We start from the raw sequence: 23,733 nt of genomic DNA, 5'->3' as shown, positions 1-23,733 counted from the left end.
GTGCTCAACCCCTTGGAGATGGTCGGGTGGTCGACCCGCGACCGCCTGGTGTGGGAAGCGTCGTGTCGAGCCGTGTCTCGACGGGACCGCCGACGTGCGCCGGGGCCGGTCCGGGCAACCGGATCGCGGTGCCGAGCGCGGGGCCGGCACCCGCGGCCCAGTCCGGCGGCGGGCCGGCCACGTGGGTGTCGATGCCGACCCGTCCCGGGATCGCGCCGTACCGTTCGACCCGCACCCGGGCGAACACGTGTGCCGGGCGCTCCCGTTCCACCACGCGGGCGATCTCGGGCAACGCGTCGGCGTGGGTCGGCGGGACGTGCACGCACACCCGGTGCGCGAACGCGGTGTACAGCGGCAGTCCTCGGTCCTGCGCGGGGACCAGGTGGGCGCCGTCGAGCACGGCCGTGGCGTCGAGCACCGGGGGTCCCGGATCCGCGACGTGCACCGCGGTGTCCCGGCCGAGGCCGCCGCTGCCCAACCGCCAGACGCCGGCCGCCGACAGCGGTTCGGACAACCGCACGGTGACGCCGGTCTCCCGGGCGACCGCCTCGATCAGCCCGGCGGGCGTGCCGCGGCGACCGTGCGCGGCGTACGCGCCGGCGATGTCCGCGCGGCGGGCGGCCGGGTCGGCGGGGCGCGACGGCGCGGCGTCCACCCAGCGGGCCAGCCGGTCCAGCCACGGGTCGTCCGGGCGGTCCGGGGCGGAGCCGGGGTCGAGCGAGGCGGGCAGTTCCTCCAACTCGCGCACCGACGCGTCGTGCGCGCCTGCGAGCAGGCCCAGCAGTCGGCCCAGCGTGCCCGAGCCGTCGTCGTCGCCGGTGTACGCGGCGGGCAGCGCGTCCAGCAGGCCCCGGCCCACGTGTTCGACCCGCACGTCGTCCACGCGCGGGGTGCCGCGTCCGTCGCCGAGCAGTTCGACCGCGATCCACAACCGGGCCCCGGGCGGGGCGGGGCCGACCAGTACGCGTACGTCCAGGCCCGGCAACGGGCCGGCCCGCCAACGGCCCGGGGCGGTCGGCACCGGCGCGTCGTCGGGATCCGCGCTCGCCGGATCGGGCGGATCGGGCGGGGCGCCGGCGGGCGCGAGCATGGTCCACAGCCGTACGTGCGTGCCGGGCGGCGCGGGTTCGGCGAGCAACACCCGGACGCGGTCCCAGTGTTCGATGCCGGGCGGCTCGATCGGCGCGGGCAGCACGACGACGCCGCGGGTACCGGTACGCCGCGGGCCCAGTCGGGCGATCCCGCCGGGGCCGGCCACGAACACCCGCCCGCATCGGTCGACGGCGATCCCGGCGAGGTCGCCGGCGGCCACCAGCCGGGCCGGCGCGCCGTCGTCCGGGACCAGCACGACCCCCGGTCCGGGTCGCTGCCGGGCGCCGCCGGCCACGAGCACCCCCTCGGGCACCCGGACCGCGGCCAGACCGCCGACCCGCTCCCGGGCCGCGCGCAGCACCGGATCCTCGGCGGGCGGCGGGTCGGTCCACGGGGCGAGGTACTCGCCGGTGTCGGCGCGCACGACCACACCCCGCGCCCGGTCCGGCTCGTCCCCCACCACCAACAGCCGCCCGCCGTCCAGCAGCCACAACCCGCGCGGCCGACGCGGCGCCGCCGGATCGCCGGTCGCCACGTCCAAACAGCCCAGCACGCACACCACGTGGTCGCAGCCGTCCACCCGCAACACCCGCCCGTGCCCCGGATCGGCGACCACGATCGTGCCGTCGGCCGCGACCACCAGCCCCAACGGCCCACCCGCCGGATCGAGATCGGCGCTCGCGATCGGTTCCAGGGCCGCCGTACCCGGGCTCAGCACCACCCGCTCGCCGTCCGCGTACACCCCCTCGAAGCGGGCTCCGGGCCAGCGCCCCAGCGCGTTGACCCAGCGGTAGCCGGCCACGCCGCTCACGCCCCCTCCACCCCCATCCACGCGATGTGCCAACCCAGTTCGCTCCGCACCAGGTTCGGCGTCTCCAGGTCCGCGAGTACCGCGGCCGGATTGAGCGGCAACGTCGTGGTGCCCCCGACGACACCGCCGATCCGCCCGGCGGGCAGCGGCACCAGCACGGTCAGCCGGCCCGGCTCCGCGTCGGCCACATACGGCGTGCCGTCGAGCACGCACGCCAGACCACCGGGAGCGGCGGACGCGCTCAACTCCCGGTCGCCGTCCAGCCGGACCGTGTACGCGGGCGTGTCCCCGAACCCCGCCGCACCGGTGTCCACCACCGTGCGCAGCCCGATCACCACCCCCGAGGCCGGGTCCCGGACGGCCGTCCACACGGTGCCGAACGCGCTCGTCGCACCGGTGGCCACGTACGGCGTCGGCAGCACCGCCAGCACCCGGCGCCCGGCCGGATCGGGCGGCGCGGTCAGCGCGCAGCCGCGCACCGTCACCGTCGCGAGCAACACGTCCAGCCCTTCGCGCAGTTCGGCCGGCGTCCGCCACGCGGCCGTCGGGCCGTCGGCGAACCGCACCGCCCCGACCACCCCACAGGCGCCGGCCCGGGTGCGCACGTCCGCCTCGTCGTCCTCGGTCCAGCGCAACGTCAGGCAGAACACCACGTCGCCGCCGTCCGGCCCGGCGGCCACCGCCGGCACGTCCAACTCGGCGCCGTCGGACAGGATCAGGTCCCGGCCGAACGCGTCCAGCGCGTAGCCCGCACCGATCGCGACCCGCTTGGCGCCCCGGGCACCGGTGGCCTCCAGACCAAGCGCCACGCCCCACCCGTGCAGCACCCGGTTGTGCAACCAGCGCCGCGAACGCTCCACCGCGACCGCGTCGTTCAGGTCGGCGGCGGCGAGCACCCCGCCGCCGAAGAAGTTCGGGCGATGGGTCGGCGGCAGCGCCGCGCCATTCGTGGTCGGGCCGGTCATGCGGACGTTCCCCTCGCTCGTGGACCCGGCCGGACGCCGGGTGGATCACCGGCACGGCCCTCGGCCGCCGCCGGACCGCGGAGTCCGCGCGGCACGTGGACCACCGGCCGGGTACACGGCACCGGGCACGGCGGGTCGGCCGGCCCGGACAGTGCCGGGACCGGTCGCGCGCCGAGCACGGCCGTCCAGGCGAACGCCATCGGCACGGCCGAGACCTTCGGCTGCTCGTCGACGTCGCCGGACTCGGGCAGCGCGTGCCGCACGACGACGCGGAAACCGGTCCGGTCGACCTCCGCGACCTGCACGGTGCTGCCGCCGGTCCCGGCCGGCGACGGCCCCTCGGCGGTGACGAAGACCTGTGGCACGTCGGCGAACGCCCGCGCGAAGTCGACCCGCGCCGACCACTGCACGCGCGAGCCCTCGGCCGCGATCGCACCCCGGGCCGCCCGCCCCGCGAGCACCACGGTCGGACCGGGTCGGTGCGCGTTGCGCCGGGCCCCGTCGCCGACCTGCAACCGGCCGGTGTCGGTGCGGTACACCGCGAGCGGCACGTCCCCCGGCCCGGCCACACCACCGGGCTCCACCAGGCACGCCCGCCCCCGCGGCCCACCCCGCTCGGGACGCAACACCACCGACACCGGCCCGGACCCCGCGACCGACACCGAGACCACGTCATCGGCACCGAGCACCACCAACTCCCCGGCACGCGTGAGCGCCACGCCGGGTTCGACCAGCACCCGCCCGTCACCGATCGCCCACACTTCGAGCCCCACCGCGACACCCCACGTGCGATGCGCGGCGCGGGTGTGCCGAGCCAGGACCGTCGCCTCGTTCGCGGTGAGATCACGCACATCGGCGGCCCCCAACCGCACCCCGGACTCCTCGACCACCCGATCCGCGACCCCGGTCATCGACCCACCTCCGCGCGGGCGGTACGCACCGTGTGGGTGCCGGGGACCACGAGCGCGGTCGGTGGCACGCACAGGCCGGCGCAGCCCGGGGGGCCGTCGTCGGCGCGCAGTGCGAGGGCGGTGACGTGGTCCACGCCGGGGGCCTCGTCCAGCACGCGCAGCACCTCGCTGCGGTGTACGTCGCGGCCGAACGGCCAACCGGTGCCGTGTGGTCCGCCGGTGATCGGGTGCAGGAACGTGTCCAGCGCGGCCCGGACCGCTGCGGTCGTCGCGCCCGGATCGGCGCCCGGGAGCAGCGCCACGCTCACCTCCGCGCTCACCACGACATAGCGCGGCCCGGTGACGAACAGGCGGGTGCCGGTGGTGCGCAGCCCGGCCAGGTGTCGGCGCACCACGCGCAGCAGGCCGGCGGTGGGTTCGGGGCGGCCTCGCGGGAGGGTGGGCAGCACGACCACGCTCACGCAGCCCGCCGCGACCAGGCCGGGCAGCCGCGGGTCGGTCTCGGCGAACGCGCGGACCCGGGCGATCCGGGTGCCGGGGGTGTCCAGGGCGCAGCGCTCGACGCCGGCCAGGGTCACCGCGCGTTCGGGCGGGGCGAGCCGAAGCACTGCGGCGCGGGGCAGCTCGTCCAGGGAGTGGGCGTCGGTCGCGGCGAGCGCGTCCACGAGGCGTTCGTGCGCCCACAGCGCCCGTTCGGCGCGGGCCGCGGCGGCGGCGGTGTCCTCGGCGTCGGCGCCGCCCACCGCCGGGCCGACCAGGGTGACGGTGAGCGCGCCGGGGGCGGGCGGCACGCCCAGGAGTACGCGGGTGCGGGCGTCGGGCGCGAGGACCACGGGCGCGGGCGGGGCCAGGGCCGCGCCGCGCGCTCCGGAGGTGGTGCGGTAGGCGGCGAGCACGGTGCGGCCGAGTTCGGGCACTCGGCCCGCGCGGCCGTCGCCGAAGGTGAGCGTGCCGGTCGCGGCGTCGAGCACGGCGTGCAGGTCGGTGCGACCGGCCGCGTCCAGATCGGGGACCAGCCGGACCGGTTCGACGCCGCCCGCCGGATCGGCCAACCACACCCGGTACGGCCCCGGCGTCGCCCCGTCCGGCGCGATCGCGCCGCCGGGCAGGACGAACGTCTGCTCGGGTGCGCCGTCGCCGACGCCCGCCGCGACGAGTTCGGCCACCAGTCGCCCGGGGGCCGCCGACGTCGGCGCGATCCAGCGCAGGATCCGCACCATCGGCGCGGCCGGGTCGTCGGTCCGCACGGTACGTACCAGGCGCGCCGCGTCCACGGTGATCGCCAGCGGCACCAGGGCGCCTTCGACCAGGGCCGCCGCGCCGACGAGCACGGCCGTCGGGGCGACGTCGTAGCCGCCGACGGCCGCCGTGGCCAGGACCGCCTCGACCGCGTCGGCGACCACCCGGCGCACCCGCGGCGGCGCGTCGGGCCGGCCCCGGTCGAGCCGGCAGCGCAACCAGGCCCGGCTCCCGGCCGCGCCGAGCGGCTCGACCGGCAGCCCGGCCGACCCGATCCGCAGCCGCACGGCACCGGATCGGCTCAACGCCGCGGTGCGATCCACCACATCCCCGAGCGGTTGCCAGACCCCGCCCACCCACGCCTCCCAGACGGTGCGCGCGTCGTGGTGCGGCGCGGTGCCGACAGCCCCGACCGGACCCACGAACCCCCCACCGCCCTGCGGCAGGTCACCCGCGGCATCCACCGAATCCGAGCCGGCCTCCGCGGACCGCGCCGCCGAGGCACCGACGCCCCCGACCCGACCCGGGTCCGGATACCGCCCGAATCCCCCGCCCCACCCCGCCCGAGCACCCGCACCCGCACCCCCGTCGCCGTCGGAATCCGGGTCGGCGTCCAGGTACAGCGCGAGTGTCGTGCCCGCCGGCAACGCTCGGTCCAGGCCCAGGACGAGCGCGGCGCCCGGGCGCGGGTCGGGGCCGAGGGCGTCCACCGCGGTGCCGCCGAGCAGCGTGGGGGTGTGGTCGGTCCAGCCGAGGGTGTGGTCCCATCGCCCGGCCGTGCCGTCGTCGGTGCCCGCCGCGACCACCGCCGCGCCGGTCAACGGCAGCGCCTCCACCGTCTCCAGGCCGGTCGCGGCCTCGGCCCCGTGTGCGACGAAGCCGAGCCGGGCGGGCAGTACGGCCGGCGCGCCCGGTCCGGACCGGACCGAGAGCACCACCCGCGCCGCGCTCGGCCCGGCCGGATACACCCCGAGCAGGGCCAGCAGTTTGCGCCGGTGCCGGTCGGTGACCCGCGAGGCCCGATAGACGTCGGTGTCCACGAGCCACGCGAGCATTTCGAGCACCGCGATGCCGGGATCGGAGTGGTTGTGGTCGGTCCACTGCGGACTCTCCAACGGCAACAACGCCCGGACCTCGGCGACCAGATCCGGCCAACGTCGGGTGTCCGAACTCGGCGGAAACAGCGGCATGGTTCAGCGCTCCCTTCCGGGCGATCGCAAGGACCGCGAACACGGCGACGCCGAAGGCGCCGTCGTACCGCCCGCGCACGACGACCCCGAAGGCGCCGAAGACCCCGGCGACCCCTGTGTCGCCCCGGCAAGCCGCACCACCAGTGCGCCGGCGCACACCACCGCGTCCGCGGCCGGCCGCACCGCGTCGCCGGCCGGCACCCCGTCCACCGTCAGGTCGAGCGCGGTCACCACGTCCACCCCGGGCACCGCCTCCAGCCGCCGGGCCAGATCGGACAGGTACACGCCGCGGCCGAACGGCCATCCGGTCCCGTCCGGACCGCCGTCGAGCGGATGCAGGAAGCGGGCCAGATCGGCGAGCACCGCGCCGCGCACCGGCCCGGCGTCCCCGGCCCGGGTCGGCCGCACCGTGGCGGCGACCCCGACCGGAAAGTAGCGCGCGCCCTCGACCACCAGCCGGGCCGCCGCCGGCATCCGGGCCCGGACCGCGTCGCGCACCCGACGCAACAATTCGCCGGTGGGCTCCGGCCGGTCGCTGCCGTCCCGAGGCACCACGACCAGCCGGACCACGCCCGGCGACACCCGCCCGTGTCGGTCGCGCGCACCCAACGCGCGGGCCGCCGCGATCGCCGGGACGGTCTCCCGGGCCAGCGCGGCCACATCGGTCTCGGTCAGCGCGAGCCGGCGGTGCCGCAGCAGCGCGGGGCCGCGCCGCAACACGTCGGGAAAACCTTCGGCGTCGGTGCCACCGCTCGCTCCGCGCGGATTGCTCACCCCGCCCACGGCCACCGCGCCGACCGCCTGGGTGATCGCGCCGGCGGGCACGTTGCCGGCCGCGCCGCCGCCGGAGCGATACACCCGCAACCGCACGTTGTCCGGCCCCACGGGAGGCACTCGTCCGTGCCCGTTCCCGCCGAACAACACCCGTCCGGTCGCGTGGTCGCACACGTACACCCGGTCGCCCGGCCCGGCCAGGCCCAGCGAGGGCACCTCGTCCCAGCGCACCCACACCGCGCCCACCCGGCCGGTGCGCGGATCGGCCACGGTGCGCAGCGCCGCGCCCGCCCGCTCGGCCAACTCCCGTTGCAGCAGCGGCAGGTCGACCGCGGCCCGGTCGCCGTCGAGTTCGCGCACCTCCAGCACGGCGCCGTCCAGCACCGGCGTGCGCAGCGTGCGGAAGACCTGCCCGGCGCTGCCGTCGGCCGAGCCGAGCAGTTCGTCGGTGATCGTCTGTACCTGCCGCACCTGCGCCGCGTTGGGCACCAGCGCGTTCAGGGTCGGCTGCGGGGGCTCGGCCTCGGCCGGGAAGCGGGCCCGGATCCAGGTGCGGGGCGTGCCGAACCGGGCCGGCGGCGCGTCGCGAAGTTCGCCGCCGGCGTAGGCGCGGGTGAGCCGGTCCCGTACGGTGAGCGTCGCCCCGTCGGCGGCGGCCACCACGACCGGCTCGCCGCCGCGCAGGTCGGTGAGCAACAGCCGGTCGCCGGGCGCGAATCGGGCGGCGGCGCCGCGCCCGAGCAGGGTGATCGTGTGGTCGGCCGCGCCCGTGACCGGTGCCCCGGGTGGGCCGCCGGTGCCGGGCCAGATCAGGCCGACCACGCCCGCCCGGGTGAAGCCCTCGGTGCCGTCGTCGGTGGCCAACGCGACCCAGCCGGTGCCGTCGTAGCCCTCCCAGGTGGGCCGTACCGGCACCGCGTCGGGGTCCTCGCCGGCGGGCTCGACGTACAGGCCCAGGCGGTCGGCGGGCAGTTCGCCGTCGAAGCCCAGATACAACGTCGGGGCGGTCTCGACCATCGGCCGAAACGGGGTCGCGCCGGAGCCGGGGAAGGCGAGGGCGGCGGTCAGGTCCGCCCACGCGTGGTCGTCGAGCGCGAGCGTGTGCCGCGGGTCGGCCGGCCCGGCGACATGTCGGTAGAACACTTCGAAGCGGTCCAGCACCGGCGGCCGGGGTTCCACCACGGGCAGGAAGTTGAGCACGCCGGACTTGTCGGTCCAACTCACCTGACGCAGGAACGAGAAGCTGCCGCGTTCCAGCCGGGCCCGCAACCAGCGGCGTTCGTCGCCGGTCACCGAGGCCGGCGCCCAGTCGTCCGGCACCGTGAAATGCAGGGCGCCCGAGCGTTGCAGGGCCAGCACGGCGGGGGCGCCCGCCGCGCCGATCGCCCGCCAGCGGGTGCCGTCGAAGTACTCCCAGGTCACCTCCGGCGCGGTGAGCTGGTTCGGGGTCTGGGCCCCGGCGACCGCCTTGAGCAGGTCCTCCGGTGCCAGGTTCTCCAGCGCGGCGGCGATGGTACGGGCCGTCGTCACCTGGGTGTCCACGGCGGCCTTGGCGGCGTCGATGCGCGCGGTCACGTCGGTGACGAACACCTGCGGGTCGGAGCTGAGGAAGGACGGCAGCGGGGTGTCCGCCAGGTAGGGGGTGGGCGTGGCCAGCACGGTGCCCAGCGCCGACCCGAGCGCGCCGTGTGCGGCGACCACCTGCGCGTCCGTGCCGTTCGCGAGCGCCTGGGCCAGCGCGGCCCGAGGCGCGGTCAACGTGCTCGCGCCGGCGGACAGTTGCGCGGTGGCGTCGGCGGTGGCCAGGAGCAGCGCGGCGCTCGCGCGCGGGGCGCCGCCGAGCGCGGCCAGCGCGGCGGCCAGGTCGGCGGCCGGATCGGCGGCGGTCTGCGCGGCCTTGACCCGGTCGCGGGCGGAGCCGACGTTGGCGAACAGGCCCGGTTCGGCCTGCGCGGCGCCGCGCAACGAGGTCAGCGCGTCCCGCAGGTGCGCCTTGACCTGGGTGTACCACGTGGTCGGGTCCTCGCCGGACAGCGGCGAGACCACCGCTCGTCCCAGGTCGCCGCTGACCGCCGTCAGCGCGGCCAACCTGGTCGCCACGGCGCGGATGTCGGCCACCGTCTTGTCGCGGAACTCCTTGGCGTTCTGTACCCCGCCGGTCAGTTCGCCGGTGCGCTGGTCGGCCTCCTCGGCCGCGGTGCGGGGGCGGCCCACCACCACGGTCACCCGGGCGCCCGGCTTGGCGAACGCGGCGTCGCAGGCCACGTGGAACGCGCTGCCGCGCACCGGTGCCGGGCCCAGCGGGGTGAACGCCCGGGTCAGGTCCACCGCCTGCGCGTCGGCGACCGCCTTGTCCGGAACCAGGCCGGTTCGCAGGGTCAGGTCCAGGTGGGCGGGGGCGTCCAGGGCCAGCGGCGCGGTGAGGTCGTCGGGGTCGTCCAACGGGAAATAGTCCACGCCCGGCTTCGGCACGGCCGTGCCCGCGGTGAACGTGTCGGCGGCGGTCGGCGGCACGGTGACGCCGAACCGTACGGTGTGGCCCTGGTGTTCGGCCGCGACGACGACCGGGGTGTCGGGCTTCGCGGCGAGGTTCTCCTTGCCGCCCGCCGTGGTGTCCACGACGTGCAGGGTCGCCGCGTCCGGCGCCGCGGTGCCGTGCGCGGCGTGGATGGTCACCGTCGTGTCGGCACCGGTCGGCGGACCCGCGAACAGCGCCAGGCGGGCGTGCGAACCGACCGTCGCGAGCCGCAGGTGCGCCAACTCCGGTGCCACGAAGCCCGGCCGCCCGCTCAGTTGCGAATCCAACCGGGCCCGGAGCCAATACGACTCGGTGCCCGAGACGGTGGTGGCCACCGCCGTCGCACACGGCGCGACCAGACGCACCGTGCCGGAGCGGGTCAGGCCCAGAGTCCCGTCCCGGGACGCGTCGTCGCCGGCGCCCCAGGGCGCGAACGGCCGCCAGGCCGTGCCGTCCCACCACGTCCAGGTGATCCGCAGCGCGGTCGAGGCCGGCCGGCGCAACGCGATGGTGATCTCCACCGTCGCCCGCCCGGCGAACGCCAATAGCGTCTCGTGCGCGAGGTACAACTCCCGTACGGCGGGCCGCAGTCCGGTGAACAGCGTGACCGGGCGGCGGGCCGGCACGTCGGCCGAGTGGTCGGCGGCGGCGTCCGCGCCCGGGTCCAGGCTCCACACCTCGACCAGCGGCGCGCCCGCCAGCGCCACCGTCTCGCGGGTCTCGAAGATCAGCGGCGCGTCCTGTCCGGGCACGGTGGCACCCAGCCGCGACCCGGCGCTCACCCGGGCCCCGCTCACCCCGGGCAACGCCTGCAACAACACGGTGCCGGCGGCGCCCTGCGCGGGCAGCAGCGACACCCCCACCAGGTCGAGCAGCGCGGCCAGTTGCCGATCCGGCAGCGCGGCCAGCCGCTCCTCCAACGCGGCCAGCAGCGCGCCGAGCCCGTGCGCCACGCCCATCGACGGTCCGCCCGGGGTGGGATGCCAGTCGGGCACCCACCCGGTACGCGCGGCCAACAACGCGGCGACCACCTCGGCCCTGCTGCGCGGCGCGCTCACGTGGCCGCCCCCTCGTGCAGATGGAACGGATAGACCAGGTTGTAGAAGGTGTTGGTGGCCCGGATCCGGTAGTCGATGCGCACGTCGAGCCGACCGGCCGCACGATCGGCCACCGACACGTCCACGCCCAGCACGTCGATCCGCGGCTCCCACGCGGTCAAACCCTGTTCCACCCGCAGTCGCACCAGTGCGGCGGTGGCCGCGGTGACCGGCTCGAACAACATGTCCTCCAGTCCGGCCCCGAAGTCGGGCCGCATCACCCGCTCGCCGCGCCGGGTGCCCAGGATGAGCAGCACCGACTGCCGGACCTTCTCCGGCCCCGCCGCCTGGGCCGCCTCACCCAGCGGGTCCAGCCGGGCCGGCGCGGCCCAGCCCCGCCCCAGCACGGCGGCATCGTCGGGCGTACGCCCCACCGGGTCGGGGGTCGCCGGAGCGGTCGGTTCGGCCACCGTCAACCTCCGATCAACACGGTCGGCACACCCGCCACCACCGGCGCGCCGCAGCCCGCCAGATCGCCCTGGCGCAGCGCGCCGCGCCCCCCGACGAGCACCGTCGCGGAGCCCTTGGTGAACGGCGACGGCGGGTGCACGGCGGGTGGTGGGAACGCGCACGCGTGCATGTCGCCCTGCACGGCGGCGGGCAGTCCGCCGATCAGCACGGTGGGCACGCCGGGTCCCGTGACCAGGCCGGGGTGACCGGTGGGGTCGGTGACACGCGCTGCTGCGGGCACGGGCGGCCTCCTTCAGGGTGATCGGACAGGGGCAACGGCGAACGGGAACAGGTCAGTTGATCTTCACGATGGCGCCCTGGATGCTGCACGTCGCGGCGGCCTGGATGTCCGCGCGGGTCGCGTTCGCGGACAGACCGTTGCCCGCCTTGACGCTCACGTCCAGGCCGCTCACCTCCACCGAGCGGGTGCCCGAGACGGTCACCGCGCCGGACGTGCTCAGCGAGATCTTCGCGGCGCCGCCGGCCACGGCCAGGGTGATCCCGTCGACGGCGAGCTCGATCGAGTGCCCCAGCGCGTGGGTCAACGTGATCGACTGCACGAGGTCGTCGATGACCACCTCGTGGCCCACCGGCGTGCGGATGGCCCGCTTGGTGACCGAGTCGGTGGGCAGGTCCACCGGGGGACGCGAGGTCATCGTCCACAACCCCCCGAGCACGTACGGCTCGCGCACGTCGCCGCCGCGGAACGCGACCAACACCTCGTCGTCCGGTTGCGGCATGAACCACACCCCCGAGCCGGAGCCGGCCACCGTGGCGCACACCCGCGCCCAGGGCTCGACGCCCGGCAACCACGCGTACTTGACCTGCACCCGGCCGGCCCCGGTCAGGTCCAGGTTGTCCACCACCGTGGCGGGCGCCACGCCGGTCACCAGCGGGCTGTCGGACTCGTGGATGTCGTCGAGGGCGTCGAAGAGCGGTTCGAACATGCGGTCCTCCCAGGAATCGAGCGATACACGGCAACGGGTCGAGGCGGGCGGGCGGTTGTTCACGAATTGGGCGCCGGCAGCGACAACAACCCGCCCTGGACCCGCACCGCGCCCTGGGACGCGGGCGGGATGCCGCCGAACCAGATCTCCTTGCGCAGGTCGAACGAGGTGCGATAGCCGCCGCCGTCGAGGGTGTGCTGCGCCGAAACCACCCGCCACAGGCCGCCGAACGTCTCCCCGACGCCCTCGATCCGCAACACCCGTCCGGCGGTGATCCGCGGATCGCCGACGCACGTCCCACTCGCGGTGACGCGCCGGTTCAACCTCGGCAGCAGCTTGGACACGATCAGCCGCGGCGCGGTGGCGATGGTCACCGGCTCGTCGACCAGGAGCACCTCGCGGGCGGGCCGTGCGTCCGCCGCCCCCGGAGCGTCGCCGGGCGGCTGCGCGAATCCCGGTGTCACCGCGATCGCGAGCGCCTGACGATCCCAGTCGTAGCCGACCGAGACGGTCAGTTCGAGCCCGATCTCCGGTCGCCACACCCGCACCGACACCTTCGCGACCTGGCCCACCGTACTGATCCGCGGGGTGAACTCCATCAGCGAACGCCCGTAGCGCAAGGTCACGTCGGAGGAGAGGTTCCCTGCGGGCGACATCAACCGAAGCACGAAGCCTGCCGGTTCCGCGTCGTGGTCGACAATCAACTCCCACGCGTTCTCCACCGCGATCTTCTTCAGGAAGTCGAGCGTGGTCTCGGAGTGTTGGCGGCGCACCACCCGTTGGCGCATGCTCGGGTCCTCGACGGTGGCCACCACGTCCACCACACCCAGCGCCGCGGACAGGAACGCGCCCAGCGGGTCGAGCAGCGGCACCATGCCGTGTTCGACCGCGAGCAGCGGCGCGACCACCAGGTCCGGCAGCGGAATCACCCCGAGCTTGGGCACCGGTACGCCGAACCAGCGTGCCGGCGAGGCGGCGGCGAGTCGGGTCCGCCGGTCCTGCGCGACCACCCGCAACATCGGCATGCCGTCGGAGGGGAAACTCGCCTCGGTGCCCACGACTTCGCCCACGAACAGCCGGCTCGGCTCGTCCGGCGCGTAGCCGAGCGCGATGCTCACCTCGGTGTCCAGCCGGAACAGCGGGTCGTCCAGCCAACGCAACCCCTCGTTGGCGAGCGACACCTCCAGCCGATCGGCGTCGCCCATGCCGGTCTGGCAGACCACGCCGGTGACCGAGCCGCGCAACGCCGCCGACGCCGGCCGGCCGGCGAAGCGCAGCCGCATCTCCGGGGCGTACTGCGGGAACGCGCTCATGCGGGCACCTCCCTGGGCGGCGCGTCGAAGACCTCGTTCGTGGCCGGGTCCCGATACGGCAGGCGGGGCAACTGAAGTGTCGCGCCGACCGGCAACACCCGGGGATCGTCCAGGCCGTTGTGCAGCGCGATCGGCCGCCACGCGGACGCCGAGCCGTACTCGCGCCAGGCGATCGACTGCACACTCTCCCCGGCGACCACGGTGTGTGCCTTGGTGTAGTCCGAGGTCTGCCGCTTGACCTCCTTGGCCTCCATGTCCACATTGCGGAACTCGCTGAAGGAGACCGTCAGTCGGGCCCGCACCGGGGTGCCGTCCGGCTTGAACATGACGAACTTCTGCACGACCCGGGTCAGCACGCACGTGAAGGTCAGGCCGGCCCACGCGAACACCAGCGGCGGCGGCGCGTGCAACGTGGGATCGATGTCCATCAGATCCACGATCCGCCGGACCAGGATCCGGACGTCGCTGCCCGCGCCCGCCTGGTCGTTCGCCTCCAGCGAGTCGAGGAACAGCTCCATCTCCAGCGTCTGCGCGTTGCCGTGCACGAACTGCACGATCGGCGCGGACAGCCCCGGCACCGGGAGTTGGGCGTAGGTGGTGTCCCGGTTGATCGTGTAGTCCTCCGGGTTGAACAACACCCGGGTACGGGCCCCGGTGACGCTGTTGGTGATCGTCGCGCGTTCCATCACGGTCATCGGCTCCACCCCCGACGTTCCCGGCGGGCCAGCACCCGACGGTCGATCTCCCGGACCACCCCGTCCACCAGGCGCGGCAGATCGGCCGAGGTGAGCGCGGGCGCCGGCGCGCCGGGGCCGTACGCCTGATCGCCCCGCGCGCGCACCGACGGGTCCGCCGGCGCGGGCTGCCGCTCGGCCGGGGTCGGGGTCGGCGCCGGGCGGCCGGGCAGCGCCAACGTCAAGCCAACGCGCGGGCCGCGGCTCCGGCCGGGCGGGGTGGCCGGCCCACCCGCACGCGGGGTCGCGCCGGGCCGGCCCGGTTCCTCGATCCGCCGACCGTGGTCGACGCCGTGCTCGTACAACTCCCGCGTCACCCGCGCCCGTTCGGCCACCGCACGACCGGGCCCCGCGAACGCGGTCCGCAACACCGGCGCGGGCAACCGACCCGATCCGGCGGCCGGCGCGCCGAACGACCCGCCCGGCTGCGGGCCGCCGAGCGCGACCATGCGTGGCACGCTCACCCGCACGTCCAGTCGCACGTGTGCGCAGCGCCGGATGTCCGGAGCGGCCCCGGGCGTCGGGCGCGGTGCGCGCCCGAGGGCCGGACGCGGCGGCAGGTGCAACACCAGGCCGACCCCGGGCGACCAGGGCTCCACCCGGCCGGCGGCCCGATGACCGGCGATGCCCTCGGCCCGGGACCGGACGCCGGCGAGCATCGCCGCCGAGGCGGATCGGACCGGCCATCCGGCCGACGGTGCGGGTGCTGCCGTGACGATCACGGTCTTCTCCTTTCGCGGTAGGTATCTCGCGGTGCGGGTCTCGCGGTGCGCGGTTGTCGGGTGTGCGGTACTCGGCTCGGTGCTCGGTGTGCGGTCCTCGGTGTGCGGTCCTCGCCTCGAAGTCGGCGGTCGGTGCCCGGTATTCGCCCCGGCGACCGATGTGCCGTCCTCGGGAATCGCCACGCCCGGTGCGCCCGGCGCTAGTTCGCCTCGTTGAGGCGTTGGTTGATGGCCGACACCCGCTCCACCCACCGACGGCGCTCGCCGTGGTCGAGGCTCATCAGCTCGGCATGCGACCAGTGCAGGTGGTAGGCGACGAAGGCGATCTCCTCCCTCAGCCGATCGACCGGATATCCACGGATCCCCCCAGGCGCTCGTGGCCCGGACGGACCTCCTCACCGCAGTTCGGGCAGGACCCGGGTGCCGAACGGACCGGCTCGTCCACGGTGTTGATCCGGTTGTAGAGCTCCTGGAGATGCGCCAGGTCGGCGGCGAACAGGGTCTCGATGGTGCGCGGCGTCACCGTCTCCACGCCACCCACCCGGGTGACCACCCGGCTGAGCAGAATCACCGACAGGTAGGCCGGATTGCGCTGCACGCGCGGGTCGGCCAACGGCAGGATCTCGTCGGCGGCGGTGGCCAATCGCATCGTGCCGTCACGATGCAGCGCGCCGTCCTCGCCGAGCAGCCCGATCGGCAGGGTGAAATCGTGTTCGATCTGCAGCATCGTCACTGGACTCGCACCAGACCCTCGTGGACCAGTTCGAGGGCCTCGATCGCGATGTCGTCGGACTCGGCGGTCAGCGGCGGCGCGGTGTACTTGGTCGGCCAGGCCCGGACGAAGTTCCACCGCGCGGTCACCACCCCGCGCCGATCCAACAACAACACCGCGCCGTTGCGCCGCAGGATGTCGCCCTCGACGATCTGCTGATGCCACTCGTACAACTCGGTGTCGGTGGTCATGCCCCACTTGAGCATGATGTTCGCGTACTTCGCCTGACCGGGGAACTTGTACGGGGTGATGTTCCACCCGCCCTCGCGGTGCTCGATCACGTCCACCGTCGCGTCGAGGCCGGTCACCTCGTGGAACCCGACCCGGATGATGCCGTCGAGTTCGACCTTGAAGTTGAAGTTGACAAAGGGATCCTGGATATCGCCCGTGCTCACGGCGTCCTCCGCTGCCTGTCCGTTGCCGATCCTGGGTGCCCGCGAACGGGCCCGCCCGCGGTCTGGGTGCGCGCCGCCGCGCGCGGCCGGCCCGCTACTGTTCGCTCACCTCCGCGCCGCCGTCCCAGATGCCGATCCGGACCACGATGAACTCCGCCGGATAGACCGGCTGTACGCCGACCTCGATGTAGAGCAACCCGAGTTTGCGGGTGCCGGGCGGATTCAACGCCTCGTCGATGCGGACGAAGAAGGCGTCCTTGGCCTTGGCGCCGAACAGCGCGCCGTCCCGCCAGACCCGGGTGAGGAATTCGGTGAGGGTGTGCCGGAGCCGGCCCCACAACTCCAGGTCGTTCGGCTCGAACACGGCGCCGCGCAGCCCGAGTTGGATCGACTCCTCCAGGAACAGGAACAACCGCCGCACGTTGATGTACTGCCAGTTGCGGTCGCCCGTCGTGGTCCGTGCGCCCCACACCACCGGCGACCCGCGTCCGGGCAGGATCCGCAGCGCGTTCACGCCGTCCGGGTTGAGCAGGCCCTGATCCGCGTCGCCGAGCCGGCGTTCCAACCCGAGCGCACCCGCGATGCCGACATTGGCCGGGGCCTTGTGCACCCCGCGGGTCGCGTCGGTGTGCGCGTAGATCCCGGCGATGTGCCCGGACGGCGGCTGGAGCACCACCGCCGCCTTCGACGGGTCGCGGAGCTGGATCCACGGGTAGTACAACGCCGCGAAGCCCTTGTCCAACGCGCCGGTGAGCTGCGCGCGTTGCGCCTTGACGGTGACCACGTCGACGCCGGGCGCACTGTCCAGGATCGCGAAGCGGTCGTGGAGCGACTCGCAGTGCTCGACGATCGCCCGCTGCGCGCCAATGTCGGTACAACCCGGGGCCAGGACCAGCGAGATCTCGTCGATCGGCCGCAACAGCCGCAGATGCTCGTCGATCCGCCCGGCGACATCCGCCCAGGACGTCGCCGGGGCGTCGGCGACCGCACCCGCCAACACGTACGTCCCGGCCTTGGGCCGCGGATCGCCCGCCGGCGTCGGGGCGTTCGCCGGAATCACGATCCGCAGGTAGTTCGCGGGCACCGCCGGGCCGCCCCACCAGCGCGGATGCGAGGCCGTCGTGGACAGGTTCGGGTAGGTGGCCACGCTGCCGTCGCGGTCGGTGACGGTGAGGTCGAACTCGGCCGTGGCCACCCGGGTGGGCCCGGTCAGCTTGTAGGTCTTGGTGAGCGGCCTGCGCAGGGTGATCGCGTCGTTGGTGACCGCGGCGACGATCCCCCACTCGGTGCTGGTGCCGTCGCCGATCCGCACCGACGAGCCGACCGGTACCAGCGGGCGCAGCGCGACACCGGCCGGCACGGTGAACCGCAACACCGTGTCGCCGGGGACCGGATCAGCCGAGGTCACCGTGCCGCCGACGAAGTCGATCGTGCCGGACAGACCCTCGTCGAGCACGATCGTGTCCGGCGCCTGCACCGACTTCACCCGCAGCGTCCGGGTCTCCGCGCCCTTGGCCACCAACACCCGTTCACCGGCGGCCAGACCGTCGACCGCGTTCACCGTGAGCACCCGCCGGGTGGCGTCCACGGCGGTGATGTTCGCCGTCCCGCGCACCACCGGCAGATCCGTCCCGGCGCCCGCCGCGGTCAACGCGGCGGCCAACGCGCTCGAATCCACGATCCGCACCGAACCACCCGCGCCGTCCGGGCCGTCCACCAGCGCCACCGCGCGGGCCACCGCCGGTGCGCCCGTCGCGCGACCCGGCAGATCGACACCTGCGGGTGTGGCCGTGCCCACCCGCAGCACGAAGCACTGGGTGCCGCCGTTGCGGAAGAACCCGTCCACCGCGAGCGGCAGATAGTAGGGCACGTCGCCGCCGTCCACCGGCGGCCCGAACAGCGCGGTGAACGCGTCCGGGCTGGTCACCAGGGTGGGTTCGGCGATCGGCCCCTGTGCGCTGATGCCGATGAACGCCGCGACACTGGTCGACACGCCCTGGATGGGCGCGGCGGGCTCGGTCTCTTCGATGTAGACGCCGGGGTACGAGACCTGCACGGCCATGGCGGGTGTCCTCTCAGGTGAAGCGCAGTTCGATCAACGCGTCGGGTGAACCGGGGACCTGGACGTCGGCGGGTGCGGGCGGCGGCAGTCCGGTGGCGGTGACCCGCGCCAGGTAGGCGCCCGGCCGCAGGCCGACGAGCACGAAGCGCCCGTCGTCGCCGCTGCGCACCCGTGCCACCTCGCGGCCCGCCGGGTCCGCCAACACGACGTCCGCGTCCGGCACCGGGATCGGCGGCACCGCCGGGCCGCCGGTGGCGTCGAGCACCAGGCCGCCCACGTCGGCGAGTTGCTCGCCGGCACCGGTTTCCCCCGGGACGGCGTCGTAGGAGGTCAGCACCGTGTGCACGACGCCGTCGAGCCGCCGATCCGGTTCCGGGACCGGCATGGTGACGATCAGATACACGGCCGGCCGCCACGAGGTGGCCCGGCCGACGGTGCCCCAGAACTCGGCGAGCTTGCCGAAGCCGTCCGGCGGCACCACCTCCACCGGCAGCTCCGCATCACGCAACGTCGGGTGCAGCTTGGCCAGTTGCTCGGGCGTCAGGATCGCCGAGGCGACCATCGGGTCCGCGTCGAGCAGCAACGTCAGGACCGCACCGAGCACCGTGTGCTCCTGCTCGGTGGCGGGCATCTGGGCACTGTCCTTGGCCGCGTTCCACGCGGTGATCAGGTAGTGGCAGCGGATCCACGCCGGCTCCCGGCGGTCCACGATCCCGGCGGCGGTGCCGACCCGCCGCCGGATGTTCATCCGCCGATGCCGATCCTCGCGCAGGTCCACCAGCGCACAGTTGACCCACACCCCGGTACTCGCGCCGACCCGCTGTCGCCAGTCGTCGTCGGGCGGCTGAAACCCGATCCGCGCACTCGTCAGCCCGGGCACCCCGGCGACCAGCGTCTCCCGAATGATCAGGTCGAGGATGTCGATCACGGCTTTCTGCCCTTCGGGGAGGCCGGTTCGAAGACGAGGGCCTCGTTGTCGGGCGCACCCTGCCACCAGTAGGTGATCCGGCCTCCGGTGCGGTTCGCGGCTTGCTGCATCGCCCGCACACAGGGGCCGCAGGGGTCGTACTGGCCGATGATGTGCATCGTCTGCCCGGGCTTCAGCGGGATCTCGTGCACCGCCTTGAACTCGGTGTGGCTCTCGTCGTTGGCCTGCCGCATCCCCACCTCCGCCCGCCGCGCCTTGCCGACACCACCGCTGTGAATCGTCGTCCCGTCCCGCACCAGGAGGCCGGTCTCGTCGTCGACGACCACCACGTGCGCCTGGTGCGGAGGCCGATATTCGCTCGCCCTTTCGCGCTCCACGTCGGGTCCCGAACGTCGCAGGTACCGCTCGGTCAGGACCTTCCCGGCCAGGGAATCGCCGCTCTTCTCCAGAGCCGCGAGCACGCGGTCCGACTGGCCCTCGTAATAGGTCTTCAGCCGGTTGTAGGTGTCCTCGTCCGAGAAGATGCCGGCGCGCGACTCCTTGGCCCGGGCCTTGGCCTCCTTGAGCTGCTGCCGATGAGCCTGCTCGGTCGTCTTCGGTGCGGCTTTCGCCGATGCGGCCCTGTCCGCAGCCGCCTTGCGGTCGGCGGCCTTCTTCGCCGCGGCCTCCTTCCGAGCCGCGGTCGCCGCCTTCTTGTCGGCGGCCTTCTTCGCGGCGTCTTCCTTGCGGGCCGCAGTCGCCGCCTTGCGGTCGGCAACCTTCTTCGCCGCGGCCTCCTTCCGAGCCGCCGCAGCCTCTTTCCGGGCCCCGGTCGCCGCCTTGCGGTCGACTACCTTCTTCGCGGCGGCCTCCTTCCGAGCCGCCGCAGCCGCCTTTCCGTCCGACGCCTTCTGCGCCGCAGCCGCCTTGGCCTTCGGGACCGGAGCCTTCGCCGGGGCCGGCGCAGCCGTCCCCGCGCCGTGTTGCGCCTCTCCGACGTCGGCCGATCCGGAGGCGGCCTTGGCCGGAGGCACCGAGGGTGCCTTCACCGGTGCCTTCACCGGCGCGGCCTCGGGCACCGGAACCTGCTCGACCGAACCCGCCGAACCCGCCCGCCCCGGCTCGGCCTTCGCCGAACTCGCGCTCGTCGCGCCGGCCTGCTCCGCCGTACCGGCCGCCGGGACCGGCGTCACGGCCTGCGACGTGTGCCCGGTGCGCTTGGCCGCGGCCTTCCCCGGAACGTTCGTGACAGTGGGCTTCGTACCGCCGGCCTTCGGCGCGGCAGCCGGCACCGCGGGTGTCGGCGGCACGACGGCGGGCGCGGTCACCGGTGGCGCCGGCGTGTCCAACGGAGTGTGCGGCTCGCCGCCCGAGCGTGGCTGCGTCGGTGCCGTCGATTCCTCCTTGCCCGCCTTCGGCGAGCCGGCCGCCGGTGCCCCCTCACCACGAGCCTTCGCAGTCCGGCTCAGCGCGGCCTGCAGAAGAATCTGGTGCAGCAGAGCCAGGACGGCCTTCGCCAAGTCCTTCGCGTCCTGCTTGAGCGCGGCGTCCCGGTCCGCTCCGGGCGCCCGCGCCCGGTCCTGCGCCATCCGCACCACCAACGGCTTGAGCGTCACCCCCGCCAACGCCAGGTCGATCAGCAGCCGGGCGATCTTCTTGTTGGCACCGCCCGCGCGCATGCCGGCCACGGTGAGCACCGCGGCGACCACGGCCGTCCAGAATTCCTCGGTGGGCGACCCACCGTGCGGAATCCTGTTGAAGGCGTCGATGATCGGCTTGATGGCACCCACGATGTTCACCGCGGCAAGCGCGGTCTTGACCACCTCGACGTCGAGCGCCGTGAGCACGACCTTCGCGCCCAGTTGCCCGAAGATCTCGTACAACTCCCGATCGGTGAACAGGTCGTCGTTCTGCGGCCTCGTGGTCCCGAAGGTCTGGTCGTACTTCTTCTCGACCCAGTCACCGCCTGCGGTGACCAGTGGGGCGATGGTGGGTGCATGGGTCGTCGGATCGACCAGATCGACCGTCTTGGCCCAGTCGCGCACCGCGTCCAGCACCGGCGCGCCGGCCAACGCATCGGATGTGGCCCGCACCCGTGCCTTGTTCTCGGCGCTCAGGTCCAGGTCCGACGTCACCCTGTCGACGGCCTGCCGCCGCAACTCCTGCACGCTGTACAGGAACCCGACCAGGGTGTCCGGGATCCCGGCCAGTTCCAGCAGGACTCCCTCCGCCATGCCCAGGTTCTGCATGTTGAGGGCACGCGCCTCCGCCTTGGCCGCGGCCTGGTCCGGGTCCTCCCCGCCCTTGGGCGCACGCGACACCCCGGCCGCCGTACCGCCCGCAACGGGCGCGGACAGTCCCGCGGCGGCCCGCGCGCCCGCGCCGTGCGCGGCGCCCTCGGCGGCGGTGCCCGACGGGTGCACCCCGTCCGGCCCGGGCGCCGGGCCACCGCGCCGCTGCTGGAGCACGTGCGCGAGTTCGTGACCGATCAGCGCCCGCCCGGCCGGCGAGTGCGGGTCGTAGCGGCCCGGCCCGAACACGACGTGCCGACCCACCGCGTACGCCTTCGCGTCCAGGCGATCGGCGGACGCCGCCGCCTCGGCGTCGGTGTGCACCACCACGTCACCCAGCGACGCACCGAACGAGCGCTCCATCGGAGCCCGTACCGACGCGTCCAGCGGCCGGGCGTGCTCGGTCCGCGACTCCAGCGCGGCGGGCAGGTGCGCCCCGGCGCCGCCGCCCGCCTTCGGGCCCGACGCCATCAGAGCACCCCGAGCGCGACGGGTGCCGGTGGCAGGGGCCCGATCTTGTCGTACTCGCGTGCCATCGCGCGCAGCACCGCGGCCCGGTCCAGGACCCGCCCGTCGGCTGCCGCCAAGTGCGCCGCCGCGACCGCGACGTTGTGGATGTGGCCGCCGGAAAGCGGGTAGTTCTCCGCCAGTTCGGCCAGGTCCACGTCGACGTCGCGCGGCAGCGCGGGCGGCCAGACGCCCTGCCAGATCCGCCGCCGCTCGGCGACCTCGGGAAACGGGAAGTGCACGCAGTAGGTCAGCCGCCGGATGAACGCGTCGTCCATGTGGTGCAGCAGGTTCGTGGCCAGCACCGCGAGCCCGTCGTGATCCTCCAACCGCTGGAGCAGGTAGGCCACTTCCAGGTTGGCGTAGCGATCCCGCGCGTCGTGCACCTCGCTGCGTTTGCCGAACAGCGCGTCGCACTCGTCGAACAGGAGCACCGCGTCGGTGCGCGCGGCGGCGGTGAACACCGCATCCAGGTTCTGTTCGGTCTCGCCGATGTACTTGGACACCACCGACGCCAGGTCCACCCGATAGAGCGGCAGTCCGAGCCGGCCCGCGACCAGCCGCGCGGCGAACGTTTTGCCGGTGCCGCTGGGCCCGGCGAACAACACCGACACGCCGCGTCCCTGGCCCGGCCGCGCGGCGAATCCGTGTTCGTCGAGCACCGTGCGATGGGCGCCCAGATGCGCGCACACGTCGTGCAGCCGCTCGCCGACGTCGGTCGGCACGACCAGCGCCGACCAGTCCTGCGACGTGCTCAACCGGGTGGCGAGCCGACCCAGTTCGCCGCCGGTGACCCGCGCGGCCACCTCGGCCGCCTCGGTCGCGGCGATCCGCGGTTCGCCGCCCCCCTCGACCCGTCCCCGGGCCCTGGCGGCCACCGCGTCCAGGGTCTGCCGCAGTTCGGGGCCGGCAAGGTGGGTCCACCCGGCCAGTGGATCCGCCCCGACACCGCCGGTGACCCGCACACCCCACTCGGCCAGCGCTGCGGTGAGGCCGCCCGGGCCGCCCGTCGCCGGCGCGCGCCGCACGGGCAACGAGACCACCCGCTCGGCCGGCACCTCCGGCCCGGTCGGCGCGAGCGAGTCGGGGCCGCCGATCACGACGGCGTGCGGGAACCGCTCCCATACCGACGCGGCCGGCGTCAGCGTGTGCGCGTCCACCACGAGCACGGCCTCTCGCAGGATCGCCTCGGCGGCCAGTCCGCGCACCAGGGCCGGGTCGGTCAGCGCCTCCGGTCGTACGGTCAACGCCCGACGACCGGCCCGGGACACACTCCACCAGGCCAGATCCAGACCCTGCGCCGGCGCCGCGCCGTAGAGGTGGGTCAGCGTCGGGTCGTCCCCCGCGAGCCGGCCGACCAACACCTCGGCGGTCTCCGGATCGGCCACGCCGGCGGGCACGTAGGTGTCCAGGGTCGCGAACGGCACCAGTTCGTCGGCCAGTCGGGCCACCGCGAAGATCCGCCGCAACAGCACGGCCGAGGGCCGCACGGCGCTCGCGTACGAGGGCCCGGAGCCGGTGCCGAGCGGCTCGACCATCCCGCAGCGCACCAGTGGCCCCGCCGACGAGAGCCGCACCGCGATCGTCGCCCGGTCCGCACCGTTCGCACAGCACAACCGGGCGAGCAGGTCGAGCGTCGGGTACGGCTGCCCGGGATCCCGCTGCAGCCACCCGATCACCCGACCGAACGCGGGGTCCAGGTCGGGTGCGAGCGCCAACGCCACGACGGCCAGATCGAACGCGTCGAAGCCGTGGCGGGTCAGCGGCGTGGCGATGTGCGCGGGCAACGGTGGGCCCGTTATTACTGCGGGCTCCGGGCGCGGTTCGTCCGCCAGCGCGGCGAGCACCTCGCCGTACGACGGATAGAGCCGCTCCAACGAACTCTCCTCGGGCTGCCGGTCGATCGCCGCCACGGCCCGGGACAACACGTCCGCGATCCACCGCTCCAGGCCGGAGAGGTCGGGAATCGCGGATGCGCTCGCGGCGATCGAGGCGGTGGCGGCCATGTCGCGATCCTTGATCATCGGCCGGAAGCA

General features: G+C 74.6%; 18 protein-coding genes. All 18 read right to left on the bottom strand.

Translation table 11 applies throughout. The features are described 5' to 3' along the window. Nucleotides 1-4 precede the first annotated feature (4 nt). The 18 genes from ACH4U8_RS07315 to ACH4U8_RS07230 all read right to left on the bottom strand — a co-directional run bounded on the left by ACH4U8_RS07315 (nt 5) and on the right by ACH4U8_RS07230 (nt 23,703). Complete coding sequence (locus ACH4U8_RS07315; RefSeq protein WP_395776061.1) at nt 5-1,903, bottom strand: phage tail protein; 1,899 nt, start codon at nt 1,901-1,903, stop codon at nt 5-7. Continuing rightward, nucleotides 1,900-2,868: a hypothetical protein gene (locus ACH4U8_RS07310; protein ID WP_395776060.1), complete on the bottom strand. Its 969-nt coding sequence runs from the start codon at nt 2,866-2,868 to the stop codon at nt 1,900-1,902. The genes ACH4U8_RS07315 and ACH4U8_RS07310 overlap by 4 nt, the downstream gene beginning before the upstream one ends. Next, nucleotides 2,865-3,779, bottom strand: a complete 915-nt coding sequence (locus tag ACH4U8_RS07305) for a hypothetical protein (RefSeq protein ID WP_395776059.1) — start codon at nt 3,777-3,779, stop codon at nt 2,865-2,867. Before ACH4U8_RS07305 ends, ACH4U8_RS07310 begins: the two co-directional genes overlap by 4 nt. Then, nucleotides 3,776-6,208, bottom strand: a complete 2,433-nt coding sequence (locus ACH4U8_RS07300) for a hypothetical protein (RefSeq protein ID WP_395776058.1) — start codon at nt 6,206-6,208, stop codon at nt 3,776-3,778. The genes ACH4U8_RS07305 and ACH4U8_RS07300 overlap by 4 nt, the downstream gene beginning before the upstream one ends. 3 nt (nt 6,209-6,211) lie before the next feature. Further along, nucleotides 6,212-10,558 (bottom strand): hypothetical protein, encoded by a 4,347-nt coding sequence (locus ACH4U8_RS07295; RefSeq protein ID WP_395776057.1) that lies wholly within the window; start codon nt 10,556-10,558, stop codon nt 6,212-6,214. After that, nucleotides 10,555-11,007 carry a GPW/gp25 family protein gene (locus ACH4U8_RS07290; protein ID WP_360318109.1) on the bottom strand — a complete coding sequence of 151 codons (453 nt, stop codon included), beginning with the start codon at nt 11,005-11,007 and terminating at the stop codon, nt 10,555-10,557. The genes ACH4U8_RS07295 and ACH4U8_RS07290 overlap by 4 nt, the downstream gene beginning before the upstream one ends. Before the next feature lie 2 nt (nt 11,008-11,009). Further along, entirely contained in the window at nt 11,010-11,288 is a 279-nt protein-coding gene (locus ACH4U8_RS07285; protein WP_360318111.1) for a PAAR domain-containing protein, read from the bottom strand. Nucleotides 11,289-11,340: 52 nt separating this feature from the next. Then, a complete protein-coding gene (locus ACH4U8_RS07280; RefSeq protein ID WP_395776056.1) occupies nt 11,341-11,994 on the bottom strand; it encodes a phage baseplate assembly protein V in 654 nt (217 codons plus the stop codon). A 59-nt stretch (nt 11,995-12,053) separates the two neighbouring features. Then, complete coding sequence (locus tag ACH4U8_RS07275) at nt 12,054-13,307, bottom strand: phage late control D family protein (RefSeq protein ID WP_395776055.1); 1,254 nt, start codon at nt 13,305-13,307, stop codon at nt 12,054-12,056. Continuing rightward, complete coding sequence (locus tag ACH4U8_RS07270) at nt 13,304-14,002, bottom strand: peptigoglycan-binding protein LysM (protein ID WP_360318120.1); 699 nt, start codon at nt 14,000-14,002, stop codon at nt 13,304-13,306. Before ACH4U8_RS07270 ends, ACH4U8_RS07275 begins: the two co-directional genes overlap by 4 nt. Then, nucleotides 13,999-14,763 carry a hypothetical protein gene (locus ACH4U8_RS07265; RefSeq protein WP_395776054.1) on the bottom strand — a complete coding sequence of 255 codons (765 nt, stop codon included), beginning with the start codon at nt 14,761-14,763 and terminating at the stop codon, nt 13,999-14,001. The genes ACH4U8_RS07270 and ACH4U8_RS07265 overlap by 4 nt, the downstream gene beginning before the upstream one ends. A 200-nt stretch (nt 14,764-14,963) precedes the next feature. Next, nucleotides 14,964-15,047 (bottom strand): DUF6760 family protein, encoded by an 84-nt coding sequence (locus ACH4U8_RS07260; RefSeq protein WP_395776975.1) that lies wholly within the window; start codon nt 15,045-15,047, stop codon nt 14,964-14,966. 50 nt (nt 15,048-15,097) lie between these two features. After that, a complete protein-coding gene (locus ACH4U8_RS07255; RefSeq protein WP_395776053.1) occupies nt 15,098-15,490 on the bottom strand; it encodes a hypothetical protein in 393 nt (130 codons plus the stop codon). Between the two features lie 2 nt (nt 15,491-15,492). After that, a complete protein-coding gene (locus ACH4U8_RS07250; protein WP_360318128.1) occupies nt 15,493-15,930 on the bottom strand; it encodes a phage tail protein in 438 nt (145 codons plus the stop codon). Between the two features lie 94 nt (nt 15,931-16,024). Further along, complete coding sequence (locus ACH4U8_RS07245; protein ID WP_395776052.1) at nt 16,025-17,992, bottom strand: phage tail sheath family protein; 1,968 nt, start codon at nt 17,990-17,992, stop codon at nt 16,025-16,027. Between the two features lie 13 nt (nt 17,993-18,005). Beyond that, nucleotides 18,006-18,920, bottom strand: coding sequence for a Pvc16 family protein (locus ACH4U8_RS07240; RefSeq protein WP_395776051.1), 915 nt, complete (start codon nt 18,918-18,920; stop codon nt 18,006-18,008). Further along, on the bottom strand, nt 18,917-21,661 hold the full coding sequence (locus ACH4U8_RS07235) for a DUF4157 domain-containing protein (RefSeq protein ID WP_395776050.1): 2,745 nt from the start codon (nt 21,659-21,661) through the stop codon (nt 18,917-18,919). The genes ACH4U8_RS07240 and ACH4U8_RS07235 overlap by 4 nt, the downstream gene beginning before the upstream one ends. Then, nucleotides 21,661-23,703, bottom strand: coding sequence for an AAA family ATPase (locus ACH4U8_RS07230; RefSeq protein WP_395776049.1), 2,043 nt, complete (start codon nt 23,701-23,703; stop codon nt 21,661-21,663). The genes ACH4U8_RS07235 and ACH4U8_RS07230 overlap by 1 nt, the downstream gene beginning before the upstream one ends. Nucleotides 23,704-23,733 lie beyond the last annotated feature (30 nt).

It is taken from the genome of Embleya sp. NPDC020886 (assembly GCF_044333915.1).
Taxonomy (GTDB): Bacteria; Actinomycetota; Actinomycetes; order Streptomycetales; family Streptomycetaceae; genus Embleya.
This window is presented reverse-complemented; position numbering and strand designations above follow the sequence as displayed.

Coding starts and splice junctions, on each gene's coding strand:
- ACH4U8_RS07310 (WP_395776060.1), bottom strand. CDS start 2,868: ATGACCGGCCCGACCACGAATGGCGCGGCGCTGCCGCCGACCCATCGC.
- ACH4U8_RS07305 (WP_395776059.1), bottom strand. CDS start 3,779: ATGACCGGGGTCGCGGATCGGGTGGTCGAGGAGTCCGGGGTGCGGTTG.
- ACH4U8_RS07300 (WP_395776058.1), bottom strand. CDS start 6,208: ATGCCGCTGTTTCCGCCGAGTTCGGACACCCGACGTTGGCCGGATCTG.
- ACH4U8_RS07280 (WP_395776056.1), bottom strand. CDS start 11,994: ATGTTCGAACCGCTCTTCGACGCCCTCGACGACATCCACGAGTCCGAC.
- ACH4U8_RS07275 (WP_395776055.1), bottom strand. CDS start 13,307: ATGAGCGCGTTCCCGCAGTACGCCCCGGAGATGCGGCTGCGCTTCGCC.
- ACH4U8_RS07270 (WP_360318120.1), bottom strand. CDS start 14,002: ATGACCGTGATGGAACGCGCGACGATCACCAACAGCGTCACCGGGGCC.
- ACH4U8_RS07255 (WP_395776053.1), bottom strand. CDS start 15,490: ATGCTGCAGATCGAACACGATTTCACCCTGCCGATCGGGCTGCTCGGC.
- ACH4U8_RS07245 (WP_395776052.1), bottom strand. CDS start 17,992: ATGGCCGTGCAGGTCTCGTACCCCGGCGTCTACATCGAAGAGACCGAG.
- ACH4U8_RS07235 (WP_395776050.1), bottom strand. CDS start 21,661: ATGGCGTCGGGCCCGAAGGCGGGCGGCGGCGCCGGGGCGCACCTGCCC.
- ACH4U8_RS07230 (WP_395776049.1), bottom strand. CDS start 23,703: ATGGCCGCCACCGCCTCGATCGCCGCGAGCGCATCCGCGATTCCCGAC.